The organism is Dysosmobacter acutus (genome assembly GCF_018919205.1).
In the GTDB taxonomy this organism is placed as follows: domain Bacteria; phylum Bacillota; class Clostridia; order Oscillospirales; family Oscillospiraceae; genus Oscillibacter; species Oscillibacter acutus.
The window spans coordinates 1,808,182-1,830,585 of record NZ_JAHLQN010000001.1 but is presented as its reverse complement, the minus strand read 5'-3'; the positions used below and the strand labels follow the sequence as shown (position 1 = coordinate 1,830,585).

Genomic DNA, 22,404 nt, shown 5'->3' with positions numbered 1-22,404 from the left:
ACCTTATACTCCTTCTTTATTACTTTACTTGGAATAATCGTAGAAGCCCTTGCCGGTCTTCTTGCCCAGCAGGCCGCCGCGCACCATCTTGCGCAGCAGCAGTGCGGCGCGATACTTGGGATCGCAGGTCTCGTTGTACAGGGTGTCCATGATGGCCAGGCACACGTCCAGGCCGATGAAATCGCCCAGGGCCAGGGGGCCCATGGGATGGTTGGCGCCAAGCTGCATGGCCTTGTCAATGTCCTCCACGGAGGCAACGCCGGTCTCAACCAGGCCGATGGCCTCGTTGATCATGGGAATCAGGATCTTGTTGACCACAAAGCCGGGGGCCTCGGCCACTTCCACAGGCTCCTTGCCGATCTCCTTGGACAGGTTGTAGATGAACTCAAAGGTCTCCTGGGTGGTGTTGGCGCCCCGGATGACCTCCACTAACTTCATGCTGGGGACGGGATTGAAGAAATGCATGCCGATCACGGGGTGCTTCAGGCCCAGGCCCATCTCCGTGACGGAGAGAGAGGACGTGTTGGTGGCAAACACGGTCTCGGGTTTGCACATGGCGTCCAGCTCGCCTAACAGCTCGCGCTTGGTGCCCATCTCCTCCTTGACGCACTCGATGACCAGATCGGCATCCGCGGCGGCAGACTTCTCCTCCACCAGGACGCGGCTGAGCAGGTCCTCCTTCGCCTCCGCGGTCATCTTCCCCTTCTGGACGCGCTTTTCCAAAGACGCGGCCAGTTTGTCCTTGTGGCGCTGGGCGGAAGCCACGGAACTTGCATACATCAGGGCGGTGTGGCCCTTGGCCGCGAACACCTGAGCAATACCGCTGCCCATGGTGCCTGCGCCGAAAATCGCTACCTTCATTGTTGATCCTCCTGTTATTTTAATTTTTTGGTCACTTCTCTTTATTTTACAAGCGCCGGAACTCAGGCGTTTATAAACGGATCGTGCTTGCGCTTTTCCAAAAACGCGGACATGGCGTTCTTCTGATCCTCACTCTGGAAGCAGGAGCCGAACAGCTGCTCCTCAATTTCCACCGCCTGGTCCATATCCACCTGAAGTCCGTCGTTGACGGCCTTCTTGCAGGCGCGCACGGCGATGGGTGCGTTGCCCGCGATGCGTGCGGCCAACTTCTCCGCCTGGTCCATCAGCTCCTCCGCCGGATAGACCGCCTGGACAAGTCCGCAGGCAAGAGCCTCCGGCGCCTTGATATTCCGGGCGCTGTAGATCAGCTCCTTGGCCTTTCCAGGCCCGATCAGGCGGGCCATGCGCTGGGTGCCGCCAAAGCCCGGGGTGATTCCAAGGCCCACCTCCGGCTGCCCAAACACCGCCGCCTCAGAAGCAATGCGGATGTCGCAGCTCATGGCCAGCTCACAGCCACCGCCCAGGGCAAAGCCGTTTACCGCCGCGATGGTGGGAACGCCAAGCGTCTCCATCTTGCGGAACACATCGTTGCCAAGCTTGCCAAAGGCCTGGGCTTCCTCCTTGGAGAGGGCGCTCATCTGGGCGATGTCCGCGCCAGCCACAAACGCCTTCTGCCCCGCTCCGGTGACAATCACGCAGCGCACCTGGGCGCAGTCAATGGAGTCCAGAACAGCATCCAACTGGCGGATCACCTCATCGTTCAGGGCGTTGAGGGCCTCGGGACGGTTGATCGTCAAAGTGCCAACGTGGTCTTTGGCAGTAAATTCAACATATGCCATACTCTTTTCCTCCTTTGATTCGCCCTCCGCGGAAGGCGCCTGAATGGCAGACTACGCCCACACACTCACAAAGACTATTATAGTTATTTAATTAACATTTCGCAAGTACAAATCCTTCGGAAAATCGGCTTTTGCACGAATTATACGATTCTCACAAAAATCCACGTTGTTTTTGATGATTTTGTTAATTTGTTAACGGGATAAATTTTTTCATGCATGTTTTGGCTCCTCTCTTCTTGGAGAAATGGATTTACACTCCCCTGCTTCTGTGGTACAATAGCCGCAATTGATGATTTCCGGAGGGATTTCCCATGCGTATGCGTAAGAAAAAGAATCTGGTCCCCCGCATGGAGCGCTGCTCCGCCTGTCTCATTTCCGATCCCGCCTCCCTGCGGGGCGGCTGGCGCTCTTTAAAGCCCGATGCAAAGGAACTGCGTCTGGAATTGGGATGCGGAAAAGGGCGCTTTACCGTGGAGACCGCCAGGGCTGAGCCGGACGTGCTCTTCATCGCGGTGGAGCGGGTCCCGGACGCCATGGTGGTGGGCATGGAGCGCGCCTGCGCGGAAGAACTGCGCAATGTGTTCTTTGTGGACATCGACGCCGCCCAGCTGCCCGGTCTCTTTGCCCCCGGCGAGGTGGACCGGATCTATATCAACTTCTGCGACCCCTGGCCCGGAAAGGGACACGCCAAGCGGCGTCTGACCCACGGAAACTTTTTAAAGCTTTACCGCCAGGTACTCAAGGACGGCGGACAGATTCACTTCAAGACCGACAACGGTCCACTGTTCGAATTCTCCGTGGAGGAGTTCCCCCGGTTTGGGTTTGAGCTGTCTCAGCTCACCCGGAACCTCCATGAAAACGGCCCTTGGGGCGTGATGACGGATTACGAAGCCAAGTTTTTTGCCGAAGGGCTGCCCATCAACCGGTGCGTCGCCACCATGGTTCCCATGGAAGAGCCTCGGACAGAATAACAAAATAGGCCGGCTGTCTGTGGACGGTCGGCCTATTTTTCAATGGGCGAATGAAGATATTTTACAAGGCAGCCGCTGTTTCTTGCCTTATACTACCGGTGGAAGGAGGGATGCGTCTTGGAGCAAGGGAGGAAAAGCGTTCGATACGATGAAGCGCTGCAGATGGAGGCCTACCGTTTTGCCGGAATCAAGCAGCCCTTCCCCGCCCACTTTCACGATCACTACGTGGTCGGCCTCATCGAACAGGGAACACGGCGCATGTGCTGCAGCAACCGGGACTACCTCCTCCGCCCCGGCGATATGCTGCTGCTCAATCCTGGAGACAGCCACACCTGCGAACAATATGGAAAGGCCGCGCTGCTGGACTACCGCATGCTGAATATTTCCTCCCCTGTGATGGAGGGCATCGCCCGGGAATTGGGCTCTCCCCTGCCCTGCTTCACCCAGTGCGTGGTCCAAAACCCGGACCTTGCCAGAGAACTGCGCACACTGCATCAGACAATTTTGGACGGCTCCAGCGAACTTGAAAAAGAGGAGCGCTTGTTTCTTTTGATGGAGAATCTCCTGACCCGCTACAGCCGGCCCTTTGCGGCCAGCCTTCCGGAGTGCCGGGAGGAAGTGGCGGCGGTGTGCGCCTTTTTGGAGGAGCACTATGATCAGCGGATTACCCTGGACTGTCTTTGCCGCCGCGCGAACCTGAGCAAGTCCGCTCTGCTGCGGGCCTTCACCAGATACCGGGGAATCACCCCGTACCGGTATCTGGAAACGCTGCGGATCAACCGGGCCAAAGCTCTTTTGGAGCAGGGCGTCAGCCCGGTGGAGGCGGCTTTGCAAACCGGATTTTCTGATCAGAGCCATTTCACCAACTATTTTCGAATGTTCATCGGAGTGGCGCCCGGCGTCTACCGGGACATATTTCTAAAAAAAGAGGGAGACCACCATGGACCAGAAAAGTGAAAAATGCGTGATGATTTTTGACAGGACTCTTCCCACAGGGATCATCGCAAACACCGCCGCCATCCTGGGCATCACCCTTGGCAAGCACCTGCCGGAGGTGGTGGGCAGCGATGTAAAAGACCAGAGCGGTAAAGACCACCTGGGCATCATCAGGTTTCCGGTGCCAATCCTGCAAGGCAGTGCGGAGGACATCCGTGCCATCCGGGAAGCGCTCTATCAGCCCGGCTTTGAAGAGCTGACGGCGGTGGACTTTTCCGACCTTGCCCAGCAATGCAGGACCTACGCCGAGTTTCAGCAGAAGATGGCGCAATCCAGCGAATCTCAGCTGCAGTATCTTGGGCTCGCCATCTGCGGCCCAAAAAAAAAAATCAACAAGCTCACCGGCAGCATTCCATTGTTACGATGATGGAATGCCGCCGGTGACTTTCTCTTCTATCTATATATTAAATAAGGTATCCGCTCTTACTGCCGGATCAGGGTCCCCTGCTTGACGACCATGCGGACGTCCTTCAGATGCTCGATGTTCTCAAGCGGGTTACCAGACAGGGAAACCACATCCGCGTACTTGCCCGCCTCCAGCGTGCCTGTCTCCTCCAGGATTCCGCAGCAGTCCGCGCCGTTGCGGGTGCAGGCCTGCAATGCCTGCATGGGCGTGGCGCCGATCTCCTGGACAAAGTACTTGGCCTCCAGCCACAGCCCGCCGTGATTCAGATCGGTGGCCAGGGCGAACTTGACCCCTTCCTTCAAAGCCTTGCCCATGACGCGGCGGGTATTCTCCCGGGACTTCCACACCTTCTGGTGCCACCAGTCCGGCAGATCGTCCCACACCCAGGACTTGTTGAGCGGGCTTTCAAAACCCTTGACGGGATCAAAGAACAGGTGCAGGTTGGGATCGCTGATGTAGCCGCCGTACTGCAGGAAATAGGGGATGTCGGATTCCTCCAGCAGGTTCACATGCTCCAATGAGTCGATGCCCGCCTCCAGGCCCCAGCGGATGGCCGGACCGCCGATGCAGTGGGCGGCCACCTTTTTCCCGCAGCGATGGGCTTCCTCCACCGCCACGGCCATCTCCTCCTTGGTGTAGGCCGCCACTCCGGTCAGATCCCCCTTGAGATAATCAAGGAAGGTGTCCCCGTTGGAAATGTTGGAGGTAAAGAGCTTGATGACGTCCGCGCCGTGGAAAATGGCCTGGCGCACCCGCTTGCGGACCTCGTCCACACCGTCCGCCCCCACAAACTCCGCGATCTCCGGCGCTGTGCCGTGGGAGGGGCGGATGGGCAGGCAGCACACCAGCAGCCGGGGACCCTCAATCTCCCCGCAGTTGATGGAATCCCGCAGGATCTTGTCGATGAATCCGCCGCCATCCCCAAGGAGCCGCATGGTGGTCACGCCGCACATCAGGTCGTTGTGCAGCGACACATAGCCTCTCAGCGCCCGGTGGGCGTCGGGCTTCATATGCTGCTCACGGACAGATTCTCCCCGCTTGGAGTCCTCTCCCGCATGGCAGTGGGAGTCGATGAGCCCGGGGATCAGCACTTCGTCTCCCCGGTCGATCACAGCGGCGCCGGAGGGAATCTCAATCCGGGAGGCCGGCCCTACCTCTTTGATCCGGTCGTCTTCCATCACAAGGACCGGGTTTTCAATCGGGTCCGCGCCGGTCCCGTCGATCAGCAGCCTTGCTTTCAAATACGTTTTCATACGCAGCTCCCTTTCTCAGTTGTACGCTTTTTTCTGATTCTGTCGAATGGCAGGCAGCAGCATCAAAATCGTCATGGCATATGGGATCATATCCACAAATTCCGTGGGCATGCCCACGCCCTGCAACTGGATGGCCACGGCGTTGGCAATGCCGAAAAGGATGCTGGCCAGCGCCGTCAGCGGGATGTAGGCGTTGCTGAAGCCCACCGCCGCCACGGCGATGAAGCCCCGTCCGGCCGTCATATTCTCCGTGAACATGGAGAGGTTTCCGATGGATAGGAACGCCCCCGCCAGGCCGCAGGCCACGCCCACGATCATCTCCACCAGATAGCGGTATTTCACAGTGCTCAGGCCGTTGACGGAGAGGGCCTTCGGATTTTCTCCCAGCGCCCGGATCTTATAGCCCAGTGCGGTTTTATAGAGGAGGATGAACAGCACTGCAATCGCCAGCCAGGAGAGATATACAATGATATTGTGTCCGCTGAGGGTGCGCAGGACCGGGATGTCCTGAAGCAGCGGAATGTTGATCTTCTCAAGAGAGGGGGTGGCGGGATCGTAGAACGAGCCCTTGCCGCCAAACACGGGGCCCAGCAGCCAACCGGTGATGGCGATGGCAAACATGTTGAAGCCAAAGCCCAGGATCACCTCATGGCCCTTGAGCTGAATGAGGAACAGTCCATAGAGCAGCGACGCCAATACCGCCGCCAGAACCGCGGTCAGCACGCCCGCAAAGGCGCTGTGCAGGTAGTAGCTTCCCACCACGCCAAAAAACGCGCCGATGAGCATGAACCCCTCCAGGGCGATGTTGAAGTTGCCCGCCTTGGAACACACGGCGCCGCCCAACGCGCACAGCAGCAGCGGAGTGGCAAGGCTGAGTCCGGTCATGAGGGTGTGCTCACTGAAGATGATTTCCAGCATATCAGTCTCCCTCCCTGTTCTTCTTTTTGATCCGCAGCAGTTCATAGAGCCCCTCGGCTGTGATGCAGATCACAATGACGGCAATCAGGATGCGCACCGTATCCAGCGACACGTCCATCTCCCGGGCCATGGCACGGGCGCCGTTTTGCACCGCTCCCATGAAAAAGCCCGCCAGGGGAACCCCCACCGGATTCAGCCGTCCCATCAGGGAGATCATGATGCCGTTGGCGCCCATGTCCAGGGCAAACCCGTGGACATAGCGGCCGTGGACGCCCAAGACCTCCACCGCGCCCGTCAGCCCTCCGATGGCGCCGCTGGCCAGCAGGGAGCAGAACTGGACCCGCCGGACATTGACGCCGCCGTATTCGGCGAACTTGGAATTCAACCCCACCATCTTGTGCTCATACCCCGCCCTGGAGCGGTTGGCAAAGAAATAGTAGACAATGCACACTGCGATGGCAATGAAAATGCCGACGCTCAGCTGATAGCGCTCCACAATCTTGGGCAGCGCGGCGCTGCCTAAAATCTCCGGGGTCCGGACCTGCTGGACGGCGCTGGTGATGTCCTCACTCCGCTGGAACTTGGCCGCCAAAAACTGGCACAGCAGCACGGCGATGTAGCTGAGCATCCAGGTCATGATAACCTCGTTTACACCGTGATAGGCCTTCAAAAAAGCCGGGATCAAAAGCCAGAGCATGCCCACCGCCATGGCGGCCGCAAGGCACGCCGCCACATGGAGCAGGGGCGGAAGGCCATCCACATAGGCGCCCACCAGTCCGGCCGCAAGGCCGCCCAGATAGATGCAGCCCTCCAGGCCCATATTGAACAGCCCCGCCCGGACCGCCACGGCGGAGGCGATGCCCGCCAGCATGTAGGGCACGGTCCAGCGCAGGGTGGTCATGAATTTGAGCTGTCCCATGAAGGCGCCCTTCAGCATGGTCGCGTAGGCCGCCAAGGGATTTTCCCCCGCAAAGAGGATGAATACGCTGCTGACCAGAAGGCCGATCAGCAGAGCAATGAGCAGCCGCAGGATCGACTGTTTCAATTCGTTTTTCATAGACGCCTCCTCAGGATGCCTGCACGCCCGCCATCAGCCGGCCGATGCGGCTGCGGGCATCCGGCAGCTCCGGATTGACTTCACCCATAATCTCCCCTTCGTACATCACCACCACCCGGGTGCTCAGGGAGAGCACCTCGTCCAGGTCCGTGGACACCAGCAGCACTCCGTAGCCCGCTTTTGCCTTGTCCACCAGCTGCTGGTGAATGAACTCGATGGAACCGATGTCCACGCCCCGGGTGGGCTCCTCCGCCACAATGAGGTCGTGGGCCAGGTTGATCTCCCGGGCCAGAATGCACTTTTGGATGTTGCCGCCGGAGAGCTCCATGATGCAGGCGTCGGGAGAACTGGTCTTGATGTCGAAAGTCCGGATCAGCGACCCCGTCAGCTCCCGCAGCTTTTTAACGTGCAGAAAGACCTTTCCGCTCCATGGGCTGCGGCGGTGGGGTCCCATCATCATGTTTTCATGGATGCTGGAATCGGCGGACACGCCCCGGATGTAGCGCTCACCGGTGATGTGGGCAATGCCCAAACGGCGCACGTTGTATGCCTGGCTGTGGGTGATATCCTGCCCTTCATAGGCGATGGCTCCGTCCTTTATATTGCGCAGCAGGCCGTTGACCGCTTCCACCAGCAGCCCCTGTCCATTGCCGCCCACTCCGGCGACTCCCAGGATATCCCCCTTGCAAAGCTTCAAAGAGATATCCTTCAGCTGCTCTCCCGAGGGCGTCACGCCGCTGGAGACATGTTCCAAGGTCAATACGCTCTCCCGCTCTTTTTCCGGGGGGAAATCGCTGTTGGCGATCTTTCGCGTGGTCACGTCGATGCGCCGGCCCACCATCTTCTCCGCCAGGTCCTCCATAGAGCTCCTGGAGATTTCCACCGTGTCCACCACCCTGCCCTTACGCATCACAGTGGCGCGGTCGGCTATGTGCATGACCTCCCGCAGCTTGTGGGTGATGAATATGATGGACTTTCCGGCCTTTTTCAGCTCTTCAAACGCCTTGAACAGCTCCTCCGACTCCTGAGGCGTCAGCACGGCCGTCGGTTCGTCAAAAATCAGTATCTCAGCGCCGTGGAACAGAATCTTCAGGATTTCCACCCGCTGCTGCATGCTCAGCGAACACTCGCTGATCTTTTTATCCGGGTCAATATGCAGCTTATACCGCCCGGAGATTTCCCGGGCAATCTCCGCCGCCTTTTTCTTATCCACAAACATGCCCTTTTTCGGTTCAAAGGCAAAGACCAGATTTTCCGCCACCGTAAAGGAGGGAATCAGCATGAAGTGCTGGTGGACCATGCCGATGCCTTCCGCAATGGCGTCCCTTGGGTTTTTGAACGTCTTCCGCTCCCCGTTCAGAAGAATCTCTCCCTCCTCGGGCTGCAGGATTCCATAGAGGATGTTCATGAGAGTGCTTTTCCCGGTTCCGTTCTCGCCCACCAACGCGTGGATTTCTCCCTTGCGCAGCGTAAGCGAGACATGGTCATTGGCAATGACCGGTTTTTCCGGGTGGGGGAATATTTTCGTGATACCGCGAAGCTCCAGTATGACGTCGCTCATAGCTTCCTCCGTTTCTCCGCTGGTACGGAGAGGGGCGAATCCGCCCCTCTCCGCCGTGCCTTATTTGGTCTCAGTGGTCTTGGGAATCTCAATTTCGCCGTCGATAATCTTCTGCTCCACCTCTTTGATGGTGGTCAGGGTCTCTTCATCCAGCAGGTCCTCGTTCAGCGCGATGACAGGAATGCCTTCCGCCAGGCCGTAATAGACCTGCTCATTGGTGAACTCGCCGTTGTAGGCCTTGGAAATGGAGTCGTATGTGGCAAAGCCGTGATCCAGCAGGCAGGAGGAGATGATGTTCTCCGGGGCCAGGTCGGACTGATCCACGTCCACGCCGATGGCGTACTTGCCCGCTTCCTTGGCCGCCTCGAACACGCCCAGGCCAGTCTGGTTTGCCGCCTGGAAGATGACGTCCACGCCGCGGCTGTAGAGGCTGCTGGCCAGCTCCTTGCCCTTGAGGGGATCGTCAAAGGTGTTGGCCCAGGAGACCACCAGCTCGCAGTCGGGGTTGATGTACTTGATGCCAGCCTCATAGCCGGCCAGGAAGGTGACGATGCCAGGGTTGATGCCGCCGCCTAAGAATGCCACCTGGTCGGTCTCGGTCTTCAGCGCCGCGGCCACGCCGCACATAAAGGCGCCCTGCTCAGAGCGGAAGTGCAGCGGCTTCAGGTTGGGGATGTCGTTGTCCTCGCCCAGATCGATCCACAGTCCGATAAACAAAGTTTCAGGATAGAGGGGAGCCAGCTCCTTGGCCGCCTCCAGGAAGTTGTCGTAGATGAAATAGACCACATCGTAGTTCTCTTCACAGACCGCCTGCATCTGCTCTTTGTACTCGGCGATCTCCACGCACTCGACGATCTTGCAGTCGATGCCCATTTCATCGCGGAGTCTCTCAATTCCCTCCAGCGTGTTCAGGTCGGCGGGGGTAGTCATCTTCCGGATGGTCAAAACCGCAACTTTGTAATCGGCGGGGTCCTTCTGGTTCTCTCCGCTCTGACTGGCGGAGCCAGAACCGGCGCTGGCGCTGCCTCCGGAGGTGGTTCCGGTCCCGCCGCAGCCAGTGAGGACGCCCAACAGCATCACCACAGCCATGGCGGCAAGGAACAGTCTCTTGCAAAACAACTTCTTCATTTTCATACTCCTCTCAAATATTTATTTCCAATTGGCCTCGGCCACTTAGAAACACCTTCTCAGAATTGCCCGCCCAGATAACGGACCATGTTGTCCCACAGCCGGGGATAATACTCCCACTCCGTCATTGCCTTCGGCGCCCAGTGGGCGGCGCAGTCCGGCGCGTAGGCCACTACCCGGCCCTTGCCCCACTGCCACGCGGAGAGGATGGCGTCGCCCTCCTCCCTGATCAGCACCTGGGCGCCGCTTTTCGCTTTGAGCTTGTTATAGCCCAGTATGTAGGGCATCTCCGCCGGGATACCCGCCAGAATCGGGTGGCTGTCCGGCACGCACCTGAGATAGGTTCCCTCCGGCGTCTCCTGCCGGTCGTCTCCATAGTAGAGCTCCACAGGCAGAATTTTCTCCAGCACGGAATTTTTATACTTTCCCTTGCCGTCCATTCCCTGGAAGGTCATGTATCCGCCGATCATGGCAAAGCCTCCTCCCTCGTCCACAAACTGGCAGACCAGCTTCAGGAGGTTGGGCACCGGCTTTCCGGTGGAGAGCATATCCGGCAGCAGCAAAAACGTGTTGCTGCCCACATCGGAGAAAAGAATCACATCATAGGCCTGCAGTCCCTCCAGGGTCCGTGGAAACTCCCGGTACACCAGGTGACAGGGGATGTGGGTCACTTCATGTCCCAGACTGCGGAGCATTTGCCCCATGACGGGAAATGCCTCGCCGTACCGGGTGGCGGAGAAGCTGTCGTACCCCTTGTATTCGACGGTGTGCACTATGGCAGATTCCCCTACAAACAAGATCTTCATAAAAACTCCTTATTGTTTATTCCCCTTTCCCATGGGAGCGGCGGCGGACAATTTCCGTCTCCAGCACGATCCGCTCCGTGCAGTTGGGGTCTTCAATGCGCCGGAGCAGCAGCCGCGCTCCCTCCTGTCCCATCAGATAGGGGCTTTGCCGGATAGTGGTCAGGGGCGGAGAGGATATTTCCATCCACTCATAGTCGTCAAACCCGATGACGCCCACATCCTCCGGCACCTTCACCCCCCTTTGATTAAGAGCCTTGAGCACGCCCACGGCCTTTACGTCATTGGCCACAAAAATTGCGTCCGCTTGATGCTCCAGCAGCTGCTCTGCTCCCTCGCTGCCCGAGCGGACCGTGTGCTTCTGAGAGAGGCTGACTATCGTTTCATCCAGCATCAATCCACAGGCCGCAAGGCCGTCGCAATATCCCTGATAGCGGTCGTGGCCCGTGAAGGAATCCGGGCTGCCGCCGATATATCCAATGCGGCGCTTGCCGCTGTCATAGAGCAGCTTCACTGCCTTATGCGCCGCCGAAACATTGTCTGAGCATACGCAGGGACTGGGGATATCCGTCACCAGACGGTCTATCACCACAAAAGGAATACCGCTTTCCATCACGTCCGCGAACAGGGTCTGCTTTTTCTTGTTGGGTACGATGAGGATGCCGTCCACCCACTGCTGCTTCAGGACTTCCAGATCCCGCAGCTCATCCGTCCCCTCCCCTTCTTCCTCGGTGTACGTGCTGACGATCATGTTGTACCCCTTGGTCTGGAGATAGTCTTTGGCGCCGCTGAGCACATCCATAAAAAACACGTTGGTGGACATACCGGGCCGCACCCTTGGTATGATCATCGCCATGGTCTTGGACTGCTGGGTCCGCAGCATCCGCGCCGCCCGGTTGGGCTTGTAGCCGGTTTCCTCTATAGCCTTTTCCACCAGCTCCCGGCTCCGCTTGGACACCTGCCGGGTGTTATTGATCACATGGGACACTGTCGCCACGGACAGCCCTGTCATCTCAGCGATCTCCCGGATTCCCGCCATGTAATCCCCCCTATTTTTTGTTGATGTAAAACGTTTCCGTGTAAACGTTTTACATCATGCATTTATCATAAGTTTCCCTATCCCGTTTTGTCAAGCCATCTTGCCCTCTTTTTCCATCCGTTCCCCACTTTTGTCATATATTGAAAATTTTTACAGGTTTTTTTGTGTTAAATGTCCTTCATTTCTGGAATGTCCACAGCCCGGTTCGTCATTATAAACAATCGGCCTTTGTATCTATAAACCAGAGCGCCCCCTTTGCCTTTCGGATGGCGCAAGGGAAAATAAAAAAGCAGCACAGGAAATTCCTGTGCTGCTTTTTTGAATTCAATTGGGATCAGGCAGCCTTCTTGGCAACCTCGACAAGCTGAGTGAACGCGGCGGCGTCATTGACCGCCATCTCAGCCAGCATCTTGCGGTTGATTTCAATGCCGGCTACCTTCAGGCCGTGCATAAAGGTGGAGTAGTTCATGCCGTTCATCTTGCAGGCGGCGGAGATGCGGGTGATCCACAGCTGACGGAAGTCTCTCTTCTTCAGGCGGCGGCCCACATAAGCGTAGGTCAGGGACTTCATGACAGCCTGGTTGGCCATCTTAAAATGCTTGGACTTGGAACCCCAGTAGCCCTTAGCCAGTTTCAGCGTCTTATTTCTTCTTTTGCGCGTCATCATCGCGCCTTTTACTCTTGCCATTTCGAATAGCCTCCTTCTCTATCGCTTATTTATAGGGAATCATCTTGCGGATCGTCGCTTCGTTGGTGACATCCGCATAGCCGCCGGCACGGAGGCGTCTTCCGCGCTTGGTATCCTTCTTGGTCAGGATATGACTCTTATAAGCCTTGGCGCGCTTGACTTTGCCGGTTTTGGTCAGATTAAATCTCTTTTTGGAACCACTGTGGGTTTTCAGCTTGGGCATGTTTGAAATCTCCTTCCGTATGTTGGGATAAAATAAACGCGCGGCGTTACTTGCCAGCCTTGGGGGAGAGGAACATGGACATATTCCGGCCCTCCAGTTTGGCGGCCTTATCCAATGTCGCTACTTCGGCACACTGTTCGGCAAACCGGGCCAAAAGCGCCCTGCCCAGATCCGTATGGGCCATTTCACGGCCGCGGAATCTGACGGAGACCTTGACGCGGTTGCCTTCGGCGATGAACTTCTGGGCATTCTTGAGCTTCGTATTGAAGTCCCCAATGTCAATGCTCGGAGACATGCGAATTTCCTTGATCTCCACCACGTGCTGATTCTTTCTGGCCTCTTTTTCACGCTTGCCCTGCTCAAAGCGGAACTTTCCATAGTTCATCAGCTTACAGACAGGGGGTTGCGCCTGAGGAGAGATTTTTACCAGGTCCAACCCCTGCTCATCAGCAATTTTCAATGCCTCCGCCGAGGACATGATGCCAAGCTGTTCCCCTTCGGAGCCGATCAGGCGGATCTCCTTATCGCAGATCTCTTCATTCAGTTCATGCATTACACTACTAATGGTCGAAGCACCTCCATTCAAAAATAGCAAAACGCGGATACTTTCAGAAAGCATCCGCGCAACAACAATCTGCCCCTTTACGGCAGATCAATTACACTGTTAACCTCTTTGCTGATCGCTGGAGGTGAGGCGGATGCGCCTTCTTTGTTTTGCTCAGTTATTATAGCAAACAAAAATCCTTCTGTCAATCAAAATTTTGAAAATGGATTACATTTACGGCGCACGGCGCAGCCGGCGGGCGTCCCGCACAGCTTCCTCTGACTTTTTTGCGTCTTTTCTATTTTTTTGAGCCCACCGGTATAATTTCTTCCGTTCAGGCAAGAATAGTTTCGTACTCAGTGATCCGCGAAAGGAGGTGCTCTGATGAGCGAGCGCAACAACCAGAACAACAATCAGCAGAACAACAACCAGAACAAGAGCAATCAGCAGAACAATCAGCAGAACAACAACCAGAACAAGAGCAATCAGCAGAACAACAGCCAGAACAGCAATCAGCAGAACAACCGCAACAAGTAACCAAAAGAGGGAACGGCAAATTCAGCCGTTCCCTCTTTTTTGCTTGTAAGGGCAGGCAGAGTATGATATGATGATCTGAATCTGTAGATATATATGCATGACTCCTGTGAGCAGGCCGCATCGCGGCGGCACGCAGGAGGCTGGAAGGATGTGATCACCAAAATGGACAAGCGCAAGCTCACGGCGCATCTGCTGGCCATCGTCACAGTCACTGTGTGGGCCACCACATTTATTGCAAGCAAAAAACTGCTTGGCATTTTTTCCCCGCTGCAAATTCTCTTTATGCGCTTTATCCTGGCCTACATCGCCCTTTGGATCATTCGCCCCCGCCGCCTCCGACTGAGTAAAAAGGAAGAGCTCTGCTTCCTTCTGATGGGGGTGTTCGGCGGAACACTCTATTTCTATACGGAGAACACCGCTCTTGTCTACACCCTTGCTTCCAACGTCAGCATCATCGTAGCCACCGCGCCCATTCTCACCGCTCTGCTGGCCCATTTCTGCACCCGGGATGAAAAGCTGCGCTCCAGCTCGGTCTGGGGCTTTTTCATCGCCATCACCGGTGTGGTGCTGGTGGTATGCAACGGCGCCTATGTGCTGAAAGTCAATCCCCTTGGGGACTTTCTCTCCCTCTGCGCTGCGATCTCCTGGGCGGTTTACTCCATGCTGCTCAAGCGCTTTGCCAGCAAGTACGACTCCTTCCTGGTGACCCGGCGCACCATGCTCTGGGGAATTCTCACCGCTCTGCCCCTGATTTTGATTGAGGGAAAACCCCTCGACCTCTCCGCACTGAAAGCGCCCACGCCCCTGTTCTGTCTGCTGTTCTTAGGGCTGGTGGGCAGCGCCGCGTGCTATGTCTTCTGGGCCACAGCGGTGGAGCGGCTTGGCGTGGTGAAGACAAACAGCTACATCTATCTTGTTCCCTTTATCACCATCGTGGCAGCCGCCCTGCTGTTAAAAGAACCCATCTCCTTTGCGGCCGTTCTTGGCGCGGGACTGATCACCGCCGGTGTGGTCGTGGCCCAGCGGCGTCCAAAATCCGAACCGGTACAAGACCCTGTTCCCGAACAGGAACAAAGCAGCGCCGAATAAATTCGGCGCTGCTCTCTTATTGTCGTAAGATCACTGATTTCCCTTTGCGGACACCAGCTCAATCGCTTCCTTGCCTGTCATGTGGTCAACAGTCAGCTCCAGCATGCCAAGGGCCTTCCACTCCCGCTTGATGACCTCTTCCCGGTTTTCCCCACTGTCATCCGGCGCGTATTTGAGCGCGATTTTCTTGACGGCGGCCCACTTCTCCCCATCCTCCTCCAGAATGCGCACGGTACCGAACACAATGACGCTTCTGAAATAGGAGGTGTACTCCTCCGGAACCACCTGGTCCTGGTCGATGACACAGAAGGATGCCCTGGGGTCTCTCCGGATCGCATCCATCTTGTGTCCGTTTTTCGCGCAGTGGAAATAGAGTTTCTCCCCATCCCAGACATAACTCAACGGCACGGCATAGGGATACCCCTCTTCTCCGATCAGCGCCAAAACCCCGGAGGTCCCTCTTTTCAGGATCGCATCACACGCTTCCAGCGGCAACGACTGCCGTTTTCTTCTCAGCTCAGGAAACATTATATTGCACCTCATTTCAAAAACAGACTTTTCATCCATGCGTATTAAGTAAAATCCGGACTTCATCCGTGGTCTTCATTCAATTCAGTAGCGGGATCATACCATATGGGAAATAAAAAGTCAATTATCTCCCAGTGGCAAAGAATCTTTGCTTGCATGGTATGAAGCGGTGTGGTACCCTTCTTTTAAAACTTATAAGGGGGTATTGCATGTCAGACTTCAGCAGCAATTTGAGGCGCCTGAGAAAGCGCTCCGGTCTTTCCCAGGAGGCGCTGGCGGGCCGCCTGGCGGTAACCCGGCAAACGGTTTCAAGCTGGGAGCGCGGGAACTCCTATCCGGACCTGGAGCTGCTGACAAGGATCAGCGACGTTCTCCAGACCAGCCCCAACGACCTTCTCTACCCACCCGCCAAAAAAAGAGCGTCCGTGGGAAACCCTTCTCCCCGCAGTTTTCGGACCGTTGCGGTGATTTTGTTTGTTGCGGGGCTTTTGCTTGGTATATCCGCCGCAAGCCAATCATACGCCTCATCGCCGGATACGGTAAGCTGGCACTTTGTCCTTTCAGACGCCCTGCCGTACTGGGTAGCGGCGTTTTTATCCGGAATGGTATTTATTGGATTTGAGCAGGTCCTCCTGCTGCTTCAGGATATCCGCTGGGGCGAATCAAACTGAAAAAGAAAGGCCCGGCGTATAAAACGACGGGCCTTTCTCTATCCTTTTCACCGGGGGATCAGCTGAAGGTTGCAGTCTACGTTGCCGGTGATTCCGGCCACTGTGCCGCTGCTTGAATACTGCCAGTAGTTGGGCTGATAGTAGAAGGTGGGGTAGAGCTTTTCTGACGCTGTGGTCTTGTACTCGGCAAACCACAGGGGGTACTTGCTCAGCTGGTCCATGTACTCGCCGTATTTGATGTAGCCCACGTAGTTGCCCACATAGATCATGGGCTGGTAACCCGCCTGGGCAATCCGGTCGCAGAAGGCCAGGGCGCAGGCGGAAGCCACGCCGGGGTCTGTGCCGTAGACCCGGTAAGAGGAGTCGTGCATCTCCCAGTCGTAGGCCACAGGGCCGGTGACGTTGTGGCCTTCCAGCAGGCTGATGACAAAGTCCGCCTCTTCAATGGCCTCCTCCACGGTGACGGCCTGGGCAAAGAAGTAGGCTCCGGCCTCAATTCCCGCCGCATAAGCGCCTTCCAGGTTCTTGGCATAGAAGGCGTCCGCGTTCAGCTTGCCGCTGGAGGTGCCCCGCAGGCCCACCCTGATCATGGCAAAATTCACGCCGTCCGCGGCAGCGGCCTCCCAGTCGATGGTGGTGTCGGGACAGGCCCGGTTCTGGTAGGCGGACACGTCGATGCCGAAGCGGGCCGTGTAGTTGCCCGCGCCGTAGTTCAGCCGGCCGTTTTCCCAGTAGAAGCCGCTCTGGTCCAAGTCATTTGCCTTCACTCCCTGAAGCACCGGAATCTGCTTTCCGCTGTAGGCGATGGTCTCTCCGGTGACATTTCCGGTGGGCGTCAGGGCCGACCCGGTGGGCGCGGGCGGATTCGGCGGGGTCACAGGCGTGTCGGGAACCTGGGGTGTATCGTCCACCGCCACCTCATGGCTGCTGAAATTGCGGATGTGCCCGTCCACTGAGACGTTTTTCATGGTCACGGCAGTGGTGGCTCCCGGCGCCACGATCAGATCGCCCGCAATATGCATGTTTGCAAGAACCACATCCGGCGCGTTGACCATCAAATTGCCGTTCACTTCCTCGGAATAGGAGCCCGACTTCTGATAGAGGACCGAGACCATGTTGTCCAGCAGGCTGACCACCTCCGCCCGGGTGATGGCATCACGAGGCCGGAAAAGATTTTCCCCGGTGTCGGTGAGATAGCGGGCCATGGCGGCCACGTATCCCTTGGCAAAGTCGGAGATATGACCAGCGTCGGCATAGGCGGACTCCTCTTCCGCCTCGGGAATCCCAAAGGCGCGGGCCACCATGGTCACCGCCTCCTGGCGGCTGATGGTGTCCCAGATCAGCGCCCTTCCCTCATTGCCCAACATGACGCCGGCGGCGTTCAGCTTCAGCACCTCAGACTCGCACCACGTGCCCAGCGTGTCGGTAAAGGTCTCCGCCGCCGAGGTGGTCTGATAGTGCATCACCCGATCCAAAATAACGGAAAACGCCCCACGGGTGATGGAACTGTTGGGCTGGAAGGTCCCGTTTTCATATCCCTTGATGATCCCGTACTGTTCGCTCCATTTGCTGATGGCACTGTAGGCCCAGTGGCCCTCGGTATCCGTGAAGCTGGCCTGCGCGCTGCCCAAAAGCAGTGCCGCCAACAGCGCTCCCACAATCGTCACCCGTAGTGTCTTCCCCATAGCCGTTCCTTTCCTTTGTACGAATTCTTTGGTATTTTGTCGAACTCAAGCTCAAAAAAGTTCCGCAAATGGCTGCCATTTGCGGAACTTTTTCTGGATTCCACATGGACTCTTTTCCGGATCTTGTTTTTACTCCACCGTCACACTTTTTGCAAGGTTCCGGGGTTTATCGATGTCGCAGCCTCTTTGCAGCGCCACATAGTAGGAGAAGAGCTGCAGCGGCACAACGCCCAAGGAGGGCTGGAGCATCCGATGGGTATCCGGGATGCACAGGACGCTGTCCGCCGTTTTCTCCATCTTCTCCCGGAAGCTCTCCGTGGTCAGCGCCAGGACCTCGGCCCCTCTTGCCTTGACCTCCACCACATTGCTCATGGCCTTGTCGAACAGCGGCGCATAGGTCCCAAGGGCCACCACCAGGGTGCCCTGCTCAATGAGGGAGATGGTGCCGTGCTTCAGCTCGCCGGAGGCATAGGCCTCAGAGTGGATGTAGGAGATCTCCTTCAGCTTCAGCGAGCCCTCCAGCCCAAGGGCATAGTCCAGGTTTCGGCCGATGAAAAACACGGAGGCGTGGTTAAAGTACCGGGAGGCAAAATACTGAACATCCTCAGTCTTGTTCAGCACCTCCTCCATCTTGGCGGGAAGGCACAGCATCTCCTTGACGATGGCCCGATACTCCTCCGCCTCAATGGTGCCAAGGATGTCGGCAAAATAGAGCCCCACCAGGTCCAGCACCGCCAGCTGGGTGGAGTAGGCCTTGGTGGTGGCCACCGCGATCTCCGGCCCGGCCCAGGTGTAGAGCACGTCGTCGGACTCCTTGGCGATGGAGGAACCCACCACGTTGACAATGGACAGCGTGCGGGCGCCCAGGCGCTTTGCCTCCCGCATGGCGGCCATGGTGTCCAGCGTCTCGCCGGACTGGCTGATGACAATGACCAGGGTGTGTTCATCCACCAGAGGGTCGCAGTAGCGGAACTCTGAAGCCAGCACCACCTCCACGCTCTTTCGCAAAAGCCGCTCCAGGTTGTATTTGCCCACCATGCCCACATGATAGGAGGACCCACAGGCGATGATGTCGATTTTCTGGATGTTCCGGATGTACTCCGGCGTGATGTGAAGGTCCTCCAACACCACACGGCCGTCCTTAATGCGGGGGAACACCGCCTTGCGGAAGGCCTCGGGCTGCTCCATAATCTCCTTGAGCATGAAGTGAGGGTATCCGCCTTTCTCGGCTGCGGAGATTTCCCAGTCCACATAGCTGTGCTGCTTTTCCACCGGCTCCAGCAGTGAATTGTACACCTGGATTTCATCCCGGGTCAAAACGGCGATCTCCCCGTCCTCCATGTAGCTGATATCCCGGGTGTACTGGATCATGGCCGTCACGTCGGAGGCCACGAAGTTGAACCCGTCGCCATAGCCTAAGATCAGGGGACTGTCCTTCCGGGCGGTGATCATGGTATCCGGGTCCTCTTCACAGAGAATGGCGAATCCGTAGGACCCCTGGATCCGCCCCAACACGCGGGAGACCGCCTCCAACATATCCCCGGACTCCTGATAAAAGTACTCCAGCAGCTGGGCCACCACCTCGGAGTCCGTGTCCGAGGTGAATTGGACGCCTTTTTTCTGAAGCACCTCCTTGATCTCCATATAGTTTTCAATGATGCCGTTGTGCACCAGGGCAAATTTGCCCGACTCGCTGACATGGGGGTGGGCGTTGACATTGGACGGCTCTCCGTGGGTGGCCCAGCGGGTGTGGCCGATGCCCACCGTCCCCTCCAGGTCGCTGCCGCCGTGGACCATGTCCGATAGAGCCTGGATGCGGCCCTTGGTCTTTTTCACCTGCAGCCCCTTCTGAGCGGAGCAGATGGCCACGCCGGCCGAGTCATAGCCGCGGTACTCCATGCGCCGCAGGCCCTGAAGCAAAATGGGCGCCACCTGCTCGCCGCCCACATATCCGATAATTCCACACATAAAATTCTGAACTCCTCCTGAATGATATTCGGTCATACAGGACAAACGCGCAGACATTTGTCGCTTCCTCACGGCCGCAGCCTCTTTGTTTTGCAGTCACCCGCATATTTGTCAGCTGCGTAACGCACCCGTGGACGGTACGAAAGAGCATCCGCCGAATTCTCGATACACTCTTTTCCTCGTTATCCTGCCTCTGACTTCTCAGAACAGGCACATGGCGCTTTTGATGGGACGGACCCATGTTCCTCCTTTCTTTTCTGCGTATGCAGCCCTCCGCCCTGACCGCGGGCGCAGGGATAATTTCCGTTTCCCCGCAGATACTGTATGCGGGAGGGATTCGCTATGTCAACCGCATTTTTACGAACGGTGATTCTGTATCTGATGATTATGCTGGGGCTGCGCCTGACCGGAAAGCGGCAGATCGGCCAGCTGGAACCGGCGGAGCTGGCTCTGACCATGATGATCTCCGATCTGGCCACCGTACCCATGCAGGATTTCGGGATTCCCCTGCTGGCCGGAGTCATCCCCATTCTGACGCTCCTGGCCCTCTCCACCCTGTTCTCCTACTGCTCTTTGAAAAGTCTCCGCTTCCGCGCCTTTGTCTGCGGAACGCCCGCCATCTTAATTGAAGACGGCCGCATCTGCCAGGACGTGCTGCGCAAGAACCGATTTACGCTGGACGAACTGATAGAGGAGCTCCGGGGCCAGGGAATCGGCGATTTATCCACCGTAAAATACGCCATTTTGGAAAATTCGGGTCAGCTTTCGGTTCTCCCCTATCCGGCCAACGCCCCGGTGACGCCACGGGATATGGGAATCACGCCGGCAAGCCGGGCCACGCTGCCAGTGATCCTGATCAACGACGGCCGGGTGATGACCACAAACCTGAACGCCTGCGGGAAAAGCGCCAACTGGCTGCACAAGGAATTGAAAAAGCACAAGCTCCGAAACCCCTCCCAGGTCTTTCTTCTCACGTTGGACCAGGAGGGTACGGTCTGCTGCATTCCAAAGGAGGACAATTAAATGAAATCACTTTGGGTCCCCGTCTCTCTGCTGGCACTGATCCTGACGTTCTCGCTTCTCAACGGCGCTCTGGTCAGCAAGGCCGTGGGTCAATGGGACGCCCTGCTGCTCCAGGCGGAGGACAGCGCCCTTCAGGGGGACTGGGACGGAGCGCGGCGCGCGGTGGAGGAGTGCTATCAGCAGTGGGGTGCAAAGCAGACCTATCTCCACATCGTGGAGCGCCACGGAGAACTGGATCAGGCCGAAACCCTCTTCCTGCGCGCAGCCGCTCTTGCGGCACGGGAGGAGCTGAGCGACTTTCTCACCGAATCCCAGGACCTGCGTTCGCAGCTTGCCCTGCTTGCGGAGATGGAACAGCTCAGCGCCAAAAATGTGCTCACTTATTTTCCAGCAGCTTATTGAGCTCGCTCATAAAGGTGTTGATGTCCTTGAACTGGCGGTATACGGAAGCAAAGCGGACATAGGCCACCTCATCCACCGTCTTGAGCCGGTCCATGACCTGCTCGCCGATCAGTTCCGTGCTGATCTCCCGCTCCAGGGAGTTTTGCAGATTCTGCTCGATTTCCTCCGCGATCTGTTCTAACTGCGCCATGGAGACAGGCCGCTTTTCACAGGCCCGCATCATGCCGCCCAGGACCTTTCTCCGGTCAAAGCTCTGCCGGCTGCCATCCTTTTTGATGACCACCATGGGCAGACTCTCCACCGTTTCATAGGTGGTGAAGCGCTTGACGCAGGAGAGGCACTCCCTGCGGCGGCGGATGCTGTTTCCCTCGTCCGCTGGACGGGAGTCGATCACCTTGCTCTCTCCATAACCACAATAGGGACAATTCATCTTCCTCATCCTTTCGTATCTTGCGCATCCATAATTTTCTTTTTTGTCAAAGATCGATAGCCGGGATATCCACCAGATACAGCTATCGGCATTATATCACATCACTACAGAGAGTGGTATACATAAATCAAATTTTTTCTCTCCATGCGCGGAGCGGCGGGCATAACGGCCTCCGCATCGGCCGCTTGCGGGCAGCAGGCCCGGACATTCATAAAATGACAGGCTGATCCTGCCGGTCAAAGGTGAAGACAGCATACTGCCTGCCCTGGAGGAGGCGGATCCTGGCAAAGCAAAAGAGCTCCGTCAGCAAAAACGGCCTGCGGCTGTCAAAGGGAAGCGCCAGCTGCCGCCCCCCATCCCTCTCCCGCCACAGCGCCCCCTCCACATCCCGGAGCTGGCCCTTGAAAAAGCCCGAGCGGAAAAAGTCCTCCGGATGCTCCAGGGGCCTCCATCCCTCCTCCGCCCGCGGCAGGACGGCCCGGGCCTCACAGCAGCGCAGCGGCCCCGCCGCCTCCGCCTCGCGGCAGGAAAGCCGCCGGGCCAGGTACAGGTCCTCGCCCCTTGGCTCCATCACCCCTAACGTCAGTTCCCCCCGCTCCCCCACCGCATATGCGCGGTAGAGCCCATTGTCGGGACGAAAGCAGTAGACCTCAAAGGTCAGATACAACCCGTCCCGGCGGCAGATCAGCTTACCCAAGAGGGTCCCGTCCAGATACAGCGGATAGGTTTCCATGGACCTCACCTCCCATACAGAACATAGCCCGGCTCTTTTTGCATATGGTTC

Annotated in this window: 25 protein-coding genes; 8 read left to right on the top strand and 17 right to left on the bottom strand. The window is 57.3% G+C overall.

Annotated elements, in window-relative coordinates; all coding sequences use genetic code 11:
• Window positions 1–24: 24 nt before the first annotated feature.
• The gene (locus KQI82_RS08845; RefSeq protein WP_216632423.1) at window positions 25–861 is read right to left on the bottom strand and encodes a 3-hydroxyacyl-CoA dehydrogenase NAD-binding domain-containing protein; all 837 of its coding nucleotides are present in this window, start codon (window positions 859–861) and stop codon (window positions 25–27) included.
• Window positions 862–923: 62 nt separating this feature from the next.
• Entirely contained in the window at window positions 924–1,700 is a 777-nt protein-coding gene (locus tag KQI82_RS08840; RefSeq protein WP_216632422.1) for an enoyl-CoA hydratase-related protein, read from the bottom strand.
• 311 nt (window positions 1,701–2,011) lie between these two features.
• Between KQI82_RS08840 and trmB the strand changes: the two genes are divergently transcribed.
• The 3 genes from trmB (at window position 2,012) to KQI82_RS08825 (ending at window position 4,034) form a co-directional block, all read left to right on the top strand.
• Window positions 2,012–2,671, top strand: a complete 660-nt coding sequence (trmB, locus tag KQI82_RS08835) for a tRNA (guanosine(46)-N7)-methyltransferase TrmB (protein ID WP_216632421.1) — start codon at window positions 2,012–2,014, stop codon at window positions 2,669–2,671.
• A gap of 117 nt (window positions 2,672–2,788) precedes the next feature.
• Complete coding sequence (locus KQI82_RS08830; RefSeq protein ID WP_216632420.1) at window positions 2,789–3,628, top strand: AraC family ligand binding domain-containing protein; 840 nt, start codon at window positions 2,789–2,791, stop codon at window positions 3,626–3,628.
• Entirely contained in the window at window positions 3,612–4,034 is a 423-nt protein-coding gene (locus tag KQI82_RS08825; RefSeq protein WP_216632419.1) for a DUF2000 domain-containing protein, read from the top strand. The genes KQI82_RS08830 and KQI82_RS08825 overlap by 17 nt, the downstream gene beginning before the upstream one ends.
• A 56-nt stretch (window positions 4,035–4,090) precedes the next feature.
• Here the strand turns inward: KQI82_RS08825 and KQI82_RS08820 are convergent, their stop codons facing one another.
• The 10 genes from KQI82_RS08820 to infC form a co-directional block, all read right to left on the bottom strand.
• Window positions 4,091–5,326 (bottom strand): amidohydrolase family protein, encoded by a 1,236-nt coding sequence (locus KQI82_RS08820; RefSeq protein ID WP_216632418.1) that lies wholly within the window; start codon window positions 5,324–5,326, stop codon window positions 4,091–4,093.
• Window positions 5,327–5,341: 15 nt separating this feature from the next.
• The gene (locus KQI82_RS08815) at window positions 5,342–6,244 is read right to left on the bottom strand and encodes an ABC transporter permease (protein ID WP_216632417.1); all 903 of its coding nucleotides are present in this window, start codon (window positions 6,242–6,244) and stop codon (window positions 5,342–5,344) included.
• Between the two features lies 1 nt (window position 6,245).
• Complete coding sequence (locus KQI82_RS08810) at window positions 6,246–7,301, bottom strand: ABC transporter permease (protein ID WP_216632416.1); 1,056 nt, start codon at window positions 7,299–7,301, stop codon at window positions 6,246–6,248.
• Window positions 7,302–7,311: 10 nt separating this feature from the next.
• Window positions 7,312–8,862, bottom strand: coding sequence for an ABC transporter ATP-binding protein (locus KQI82_RS08805; protein ID WP_216632415.1), 1,551 nt, complete (start codon window positions 8,860–8,862; stop codon window positions 7,312–7,314).
• A gap of 60 nt (window positions 8,863–8,922) precedes the next feature.
• On the bottom strand, window positions 8,923–9,990 hold the full coding sequence (locus KQI82_RS08800; RefSeq protein ID WP_216632414.1) for a BMP family ABC transporter substrate-binding protein: 1,068 nt from the start codon (window positions 9,988–9,990) through the stop codon (window positions 8,923–8,925).
• A 59-nt stretch (window positions 9,991–10,049) separates the two neighbouring features.
• Window positions 10,050–10,796: a glutamine amidotransferase gene (locus tag KQI82_RS08795; protein ID WP_216632413.1), complete on the bottom strand. Its 747-nt coding sequence runs from the start codon at window positions 10,794–10,796 to the stop codon at window positions 10,050–10,052.
• Between the two features lie 16 nt (window positions 10,797–10,812).
• The gene (locus tag KQI82_RS08790) at window positions 10,813–11,832 is read right to left on the bottom strand and encodes a LacI family DNA-binding transcriptional regulator (RefSeq protein WP_216632412.1); all 1,020 of its coding nucleotides are present in this window, start codon (window positions 11,830–11,832) and stop codon (window positions 10,813–10,815) included.
• Between the two features lie 334 nt (window positions 11,833–12,166).
• Window positions 12,167–12,520: a 50S ribosomal protein L20 gene (gene rplT / locus KQI82_RS08785; protein WP_216632411.1), complete on the bottom strand. Its 354-nt coding sequence runs from the start codon at window positions 12,518–12,520 to the stop codon at window positions 12,167–12,169.
• A gap of 25 nt (window positions 12,521–12,545) precedes the next feature.
• Window positions 12,546–12,743: a 50S ribosomal protein L35 gene (gene rpmI / locus KQI82_RS08780; protein WP_187334169.1), complete on the bottom strand. Its 198-nt coding sequence runs from the start codon at window positions 12,741–12,743 to the stop codon at window positions 12,546–12,548.
• Window positions 12,744–12,789: 46 nt separating this feature from the next.
• Window positions 12,790–13,296, bottom strand: coding sequence for a translation initiation factor IF-3 (infC, locus tag KQI82_RS08775; protein ID WP_187334257.1), 507 nt, complete (start codon window positions 13,294–13,296; stop codon window positions 12,790–12,792).
• A gap of 375 nt (window positions 13,297–13,671) precedes the next feature.
• Here infC and KQI82_RS08770 point away from each other — a divergent pair, with 375 nt between their 5' ends.
• Both KQI82_RS08770 and KQI82_RS08765 read left to right on the top strand, forming a co-directional pair.
• The gene (locus tag KQI82_RS08770) at window positions 13,672–13,824 is read left to right on the top strand and encodes a hypothetical protein (protein ID WP_216632410.1); all 153 of its coding nucleotides are present in this window, start codon (window positions 13,672–13,674) and stop codon (window positions 13,822–13,824) included.
• A gap of 150 nt (window positions 13,825–13,974) precedes the next feature.
• Window positions 13,975–14,913, top strand: coding sequence for a DMT family transporter (locus KQI82_RS08765; RefSeq protein ID WP_338148970.1), 939 nt, complete (start codon window positions 13,975–13,977; stop codon window positions 14,911–14,913).
• A gap of 30 nt (window positions 14,914–14,943) precedes the next feature.
• On the opposite strand, the gene KQI82_RS08760 is transcribed toward KQI82_RS08765, so the two are convergent.
• Entirely contained in the window at window positions 14,944–15,441 is a 498-nt protein-coding gene (locus tag KQI82_RS08760) for a pyridoxamine 5'-phosphate oxidase family protein (protein ID WP_216632409.1), read from the bottom strand.
• A 209-nt stretch (window positions 15,442–15,650) separates the two neighbouring features.
• Here KQI82_RS08760 and KQI82_RS08755 point away from each other — a divergent pair, with 209 nt between their 5' ends.
• Complete coding sequence (locus KQI82_RS08755) at window positions 15,651–16,112, top strand: helix-turn-helix transcriptional regulator (RefSeq protein WP_216632408.1); 462 nt, start codon at window positions 15,651–15,653, stop codon at window positions 16,110–16,112.
• A gap of 47 nt (window positions 16,113–16,159) precedes the next feature.
• Here KQI82_RS08755 and KQI82_RS08750 read toward each other — a convergent pair whose 3' ends face one another.
• Both KQI82_RS08750 and glmS read right to left on the bottom strand, forming a co-directional pair.
• Entirely contained in the window at window positions 16,160–17,797 is a 1,638-nt protein-coding gene (locus tag KQI82_RS08750) for a GH25 family lysozyme (protein WP_216632407.1), read from the bottom strand.
• A 129-nt stretch (window positions 17,798–17,926) separates the two neighbouring features.
• On the bottom strand, window positions 17,927–19,765 hold the full coding sequence (gene glmS / locus KQI82_RS08745) for a glutamine--fructose-6-phosphate transaminase (isomerizing) (RefSeq protein WP_216632406.1): 1,839 nt from the start codon (window positions 19,763–19,765) through the stop codon (window positions 17,927–17,929).
• A gap of 342 nt (window positions 19,766–20,107) precedes the next feature.
• Between glmS and KQI82_RS08740 the strand changes: the two genes are divergently transcribed.
• Complete coding sequence (locus KQI82_RS08740) at window positions 20,108–20,788, top strand: DUF421 domain-containing protein (protein WP_216632405.1); 681 nt, start codon at window positions 20,108–20,110, stop codon at window positions 20,786–20,788.
• Window positions 20,789–21,190, top strand: coding sequence for a DUF4363 family protein (locus KQI82_RS08735; RefSeq protein ID WP_216632404.1), 402 nt, complete (start codon window positions 20,789–20,791; stop codon window positions 21,188–21,190).
• Here KQI82_RS08735 and nrdR read toward each other — a convergent pair.
• Together nrdR and KQI82_RS08725 are read right to left on the bottom strand one after the other, a co-directional pair.
• Window positions 21,165–21,620, bottom strand: coding sequence for a transcriptional regulator NrdR (gene nrdR, locus KQI82_RS08730; RefSeq protein WP_216632403.1), 456 nt, complete (start codon window positions 21,618–21,620; stop codon window positions 21,165–21,167). The genes KQI82_RS08735 and nrdR overlap by 26 nt on opposite strands.
• 208 nt (window positions 21,621–21,828) lie before the next feature.
• On the bottom strand, window positions 21,829–22,353 hold the full coding sequence (locus KQI82_RS08725) for a hypothetical protein (protein WP_216632402.1): 525 nt from the start codon (window positions 22,351–22,353) through the stop codon (window positions 21,829–21,831).
• Window positions 22,354–22,404: the final 51 nt, after the last annotated feature.